Genomic DNA, 5,292 nt, shown 5'->3' with positions numbered 1-5,292 from the left:
GGTAAAACCCAGCTCATTGAGCTGGGTTTTTTGTTTATTTAAGATCAATAAAATCAAACAAATACAAACACCGACAGCTTATATAGTCCATATACTGATTTCAAGTTTCAAAAAGATCTAAATAGTGTATACAATATCTGGTTTAAGGGAAGGCTAATTGTACGGAGGTGGGGACGATGGACAAAACTGTTAAACCTAATCATACATGTGTGATTTGTGATCAAGAGAAGAATAGAGGCATTCATCTTTATACGAAATTCATATGTTTAGATTGTGAGAGAAAAGTAATTTCTACATCAACTTCCGATCCTGACTATGCCTTTTACGTGAAAAAATTAAAGAGCATTCATACACCGCCATTATATTCTTAGACCTGAAAAGGTCTTTTTTTGTATTCTTTCATAAGGAATGGGTTAATAAAAAGAAGATGAAACTTGTTTAGGGATAGAACGTAGTAGATAATAATATTAAAACTGAGTATATACACAGGAGTCGATTATCTCATGCAGAGATTTCTTCACTTTTTGATATGGAGTTTAACAGGCAGTGCGACTTTTGTTTTCATAGGGATTTTGTGCTTTTTCGGTTTAAATCAGTCGCTTTTCCTATCTTTTGTTTATGGGCTCGCTTCGGGAGCATTTGTATATACAGCTGGCATTTGGAATGTGAGACGCTTATTTCTTAAAAAGCATGCACTGACAGGAAGAGAATATGCCTACATTAAGAAAAATCTCGAGGAAGCAAGGCAGAAGATCATACGCCTTCGGAAAGCTTTGTTTCAGGCAAAAAGCATTCAAATGTTTAAACAAAATGCAGAAATGCTGAGACTTGTCAGAAGGATTTATATCCTCACCAAAAAAGAGCCAAAGCGGTTTTATCAGGCTGAGCGCTTTTTTTATCAAACTCTCGATTCGGTTGTTGAATTGACAGAGAAGTATGCCTTTCTATCATCTCATCCGAAAAAAAGCAAAGAACTGTCGATGTCGTTGAGTGAGGCTCGTATCACTCTTGCTGAATTGACCAAGCGTTTAGAGGAAGATTTAACTCAAGTAATGGGTGATGAAATTGACGAACTGCAATTTGAATTAGATGCAGCAAAGCATTCATTGAAGAAATAATGGAAGAGGGTAAGAGCGATGAACCGAGATCAAAGCGACCTTCATATAGATGAATTATTGGCGGATCCTTTTGGTGATATAGAGATGCCTAGGGCGGAGACTGTAAAAGCAGAGAAGCAGCAAGTACGCCTTGTTGATGTTCTTCCCGAGGAAAACAAGGAAAAAGCAATTCAGCTCGCTGGGCAGATCGATCATAAGAATATGCAAAGTATTGTTTTATACGGTTCACAAGCTCAGTCTAAACTGCTGAATTTTTCTCATACTATGATTGATCATGTTCAAAAGAAGGATGTCGGAGAGATCGGCGAAATTCTTGGAGAACTGATGCAAAAGCTGGATCAAGTAAATCCTGATGATCTTCAGTCTAAGAAAAAGGGTTTTTTGGCACGCATGTTTGGAAGAGTATCGAATTCTCTTCAGGAGGTGCTGTCTAAATATCAAAAGACCAGCGTACAGATAGACAGAATCAGTTTGAAGCTGGAGCACTCTAAAAATGCTTTAATCAGTGACAATAAGCTGTTAGAGCAGTTATATGAAAAAAACAAAGAGTACTTCACCGCGCTGAATGTTTATATCGCTGCAGGGGAACTGAAGCTGGAGGAATTAAAAACAAAAACGATTCCTGAACTGAAGCAACAGGCCGAATCAAGTGAGCATAACCAAATGGCCGTTCAAGAAGTAAACGATTTGGTTCAATTTGCTGACCGGTTAGATAAAAGGGTGCACGATTTGCTGCTGAGCAGGCAAATCACAATCCAAAGTGCTCCACAAATCAGGCTGATTCAGAATACAAATCAAGCATTAGCTGAAAAAATCCAGTCATCCATTGTGACGGCGATTCCGCTTTGGAAAAACCAAGTAGCAATTGCACTGACGCTTTTAAGGCAGCGCAATGCAGTGGATGCACAACAAAAAGTATCTGATACAACCAACGAGCTTTTGCTGAAAAATGCGGAGCTTTTGAAAACCAATACAATTGAAACCGTGCGGGCAAATGAACGAGGTCTTGTTGATATCGATACTTTAAAGAAGGTGCAGGAAAGCTTAATCAGCACGCTTGAAGAAACGCTGACCATACAAGAAGAAGGCCGAATCAAACGCCGTCAGGCAGAAGAAGAGCTTATGATGATGGAAGGCGATCTGAAGCACAAGCTGCTTATGATGAAGGAAAGGTAGTTACCAGTAAGTCTAGCTTTAAGTTCTGTCAGAGGCACGATATAATAAAGTGTAAGAAGACACATTCAAAGGATTGTTTTAATGAACACACCTTTATATAAAGCATTGATTCAACATGCGAGAAGAAATTCTCATTCATTTCATGTTCCGGGACATCACAATGGAGATGTCTTTTTTGATGACGCTAAGTCGATATTCGATCCGCTTCTCACCATTGATGTAACTGAGCTGGCAGGACTGGACGATCTCCATCATCCTTCTGGGGTGATTAAGGAAGCTCAAGAGCTTGTCAGTCAATTATATGGATCGGCGGAAAGTTTTTTCCTGGTGAATGGTACGACTGTCGGGAATTTAGCGATGATTTTATCTGTTTGTGAACCGGGTGAAACAATTCTGGTTCAAAGAAACTGTCATAAATCTGTATTTCATGCTGTTGATTTGGCTGGTGCTGAGCCGGTTTATCTCGCACCTGACATTGATGAAGCGATGCATGTGCCTACGCATGTTCCGCTTGATACAATTAAAAAAGCCTTGGCAGCATATCCAGATGCAAAAGGCTTGGTGCTGACCAATCCGACATATTACGGACATAGTGCTGATTTAACCGAAATCATTTCAGAGGCCCATCATTACGGGATTCCTGTTTTGGTGGATGAAGCGCATGGCGCACATTTTGTTTTGGGGGAGCCTTTTCCAGTCTCCGCTTTAAAAATGGGGGCAGATGTTGTTGTTCAGTCGGCTCACAAAACGCTGCCTGCCATGACGATGGGTTCTTATTTGCATCTCAACAGCAGCTGCAGAATTGATCGGAATCGGCTGGCAGAGTATTTAAATCGATTACAAAGCAGCAGCCCGTCTTATCCGATTATGGCTTCGTTAGACATTGCCCGCGCTTATGTACAGCATATTATAGAAGAACAAAAGCTTTCTGACATTCTGCACCGCATACAATCACTTAAACAAACGTTTGATTCACTTTCAAATGCAGAAGCTGTCAAACCGGCTGATCCACGGATGATAACGGATCCGCTGAAGCTCACAATTCGCTCAAAACGGGGCCATTCGGGGTATACGCTGCAAAACATATTAGAGCGTGCCAACATATTCACTGAGCTTGCTGATGAAAATCAAGTACTGCTCGTTCTTCCATTGGGAGGAAAGCGCAGAATAAACGCTGAAACGATTAAAAGCATTGATGAAGAGATTGAAAAAACGCCTCCGGATCAGATGTTTGTTTCTGTAGAATGGGGAGCGCAGCCTGTGACTGTCTTGCCTTATCAAAAAAAGGTCTTACAAACGTTCAAGAAAGAATATGTGGACTTTGATGAAGCAGCAGGCCGGCTGAATGCAGAGGATGTCATCCCTTATCCTCCGGGTATCCCGATGATCATGGCGGGAGAAAGAATTACAAAAGAAAGTGTGCAAAAGCTCAGCCGCTTGATCAGCATGAAAACGCATATTCAAGGGAATATGAAAATCAAAGAGAAACAACTACTTGTTTATATAGAAGAGGAGAAATCATGAGCGGTTTATTTATTACATTCGAAGGTCCTGAAGGTGCGGGGAAAACGACTGTTCTGCAGGAAATCAAAAACATACTGATAGCAGAGGGCCTTCAGGTTACAGCAACTCGAGAGCCAGGTGGCATAGACATTGCAGAACAAATTCGAGAGGTTATTCTGAATGAGAACAACACATTAATGGATCCAAGAACAGAAGCTCTCTTATATGCGGCTGCAAGACGCCAGCATTTAGTTGAAAAAGTAAAACCTGCTTTAGAACAGGGGCATGTTGTTCTTTGTGACAGATTCATAGACAGTTCGCTCGCGTACCAAGGATACGCAAGAGGACTTGGGATTGATGAGGTTCTGTCAATTAATGAGTTTGCCATCGGAGATATGATGCCCCATGTAACGGTGTATTTTTCAATTGATCCGGAAGAAGGCCTGAAACGTATTCACGCAAACGGCTCGCGGGAGAAAAACAGGCTCGATTTAGAAAACTTAAGCTTCCATACAAAGGTACGGGAAGGTTACCAAGAGCTGATGAAGCGATTCCCGAAAAGATTTCACTCAGTTGATGCCAGCCAATCCAAAGACCTCGTCGTTCAGGATGTCCTAAAAGTGATCAATGAAGCGTTGAAAAAAATTCAATTGTGACCTGTTTCCCAATAGTTGATATAATAATGTAAACGAGATCATTGTTGTTTCCAATCTAAAGGAGGCCTTCACAGATGAAATTGATAGTGGCAGTTGTACAAGATCAGGACAGCAACCGACTTTTGAAAACCTTAACGGATCACAACTTTAGAGTTACAAAGCTTGCAACGACGGGAGGATTTCTTAAATCAGGCAACACAACGTTTATGATTGGTGTCGAGGATATACGCGTCGATAAAGCATTGAGTCTCATTAAAGAAAACGGACAGAAACGTGACCAGATGATTGCCCCTGTATCTCCAATGGGCGGAAATGCTGATTCATATGTCCCTTATCCAGTAGAAGTTGAAGTTGGCGGAGCGACAGTATTTGTCCTTCCAGTCGATGAATTTCATCAATTTTAAGGATTTGAAACTGTGAAAATTAATAAAGATATACGTACATTTATAGATAATAAGCAGCTTCCTTCTGTGAAAACATCTGAGATCACAGCGTCGTTTAAAACATCGATGGAAAACCAAAGCAGCAAATTGAAATTTGATCAGCTTACCAGGCTGTTATCGGATATAGAAGCGTTTGGAAAAAGACTGACGAAATCCCGGAATTTTAAAGACTTAGCGAGATTTAAAGGGCTTGTGAAGCGTTTTGTCAAAGAAGCTGTAGACAGCGGCCTTTCACACGAAACGTCGAAAAGCTTTGACCTGTATGGAAACAGCAGAACGCTGGGACTTGTGAAGGAAATAGATGACAAATTGATACAGCTTACGGAAGAGATGATGGATCAGGAAAAACCGGCAATTGATTTGCTGGATCGTATTGGCGAAATAAAAGGTTTATTG

The 5,292-nt window shown here is 40.8% G+C and carries 7 protein-coding genes; all 7 read left to right on the top strand.

From position 1 onward, the window contains the following. Positions 1–176 precede the first annotated feature (176 nt). On the top strand, positions 177–371 hold the full coding sequence (gene csfB / locus RAC86_RS34925; protein WP_014112284.1) for an anti-sigma-G factor: 195 nt from the start codon (positions 177–179) through the stop codon (positions 369–371). A gap of 132 nt (positions 372–503) precedes the next feature. Then, positions 504–1,118 carry a 5-bromo-4-chloroindolyl phosphate hydrolysis family protein gene (locus RAC86_RS34920; protein ID WP_061187566.1) on the top strand — a complete coding sequence of 205 codons (615 nt, stop codon included), beginning with the start codon at positions 504–506 and terminating at the stop codon, positions 1,116–1,118. 18 nt (positions 1,119–1,136) lie between these two features. After that, the gene (locus RAC86_RS34915) at positions 1,137–2,294 is read left to right on the top strand and encodes a toxic anion resistance protein (RefSeq protein WP_072565616.1); all 1,158 of its coding nucleotides are present in this window, start codon (positions 1,137–1,139) and stop codon (positions 2,292–2,294) included. Between the two features lie 81 nt (positions 2,295–2,375). After that, a complete protein-coding gene (locus RAC86_RS34910; RefSeq protein WP_072565617.1) occupies positions 2,376–3,818 on the top strand; it encodes an aminotransferase class I/II-fold pyridoxal phosphate-dependent enzyme in 1,443 nt (480 codons plus the stop codon). After that, positions 3,815–4,453 carry a dTMP kinase gene (gene tmk / locus RAC86_RS34905; RefSeq protein WP_014112288.1) on the top strand — a complete coding sequence of 213 codons (639 nt, stop codon included), beginning with the start codon at positions 3,815–3,817 and terminating at the stop codon, positions 4,451–4,453. The genes RAC86_RS34910 and tmk overlap by 4 nt, the downstream gene beginning before the upstream one ends. A 74-nt stretch (positions 4,454–4,527) precedes the next feature. Continuing rightward, on the top strand, positions 4,528–4,857 hold the full coding sequence (darA, locus tag RAC86_RS34900; protein ID WP_003218295.1) for a cyclic di-AMP receptor DarA: 330 nt from the start codon (positions 4,528–4,530) through the stop codon (positions 4,855–4,857). Between the two features lie 12 nt (positions 4,858–4,869). Further along, the coding region (locus RAC86_RS34895; RefSeq protein ID WP_377886645.1) for a YaaR family protein at positions 4,870–5,292 on the top strand (423 nt) is incomplete at its 3' end.

It is taken from the genome of Bacillus sp. LR_5, from assembly GCF_042709275.1.
This window is presented reverse-complemented; position numbering and strand designations above follow the sequence as displayed.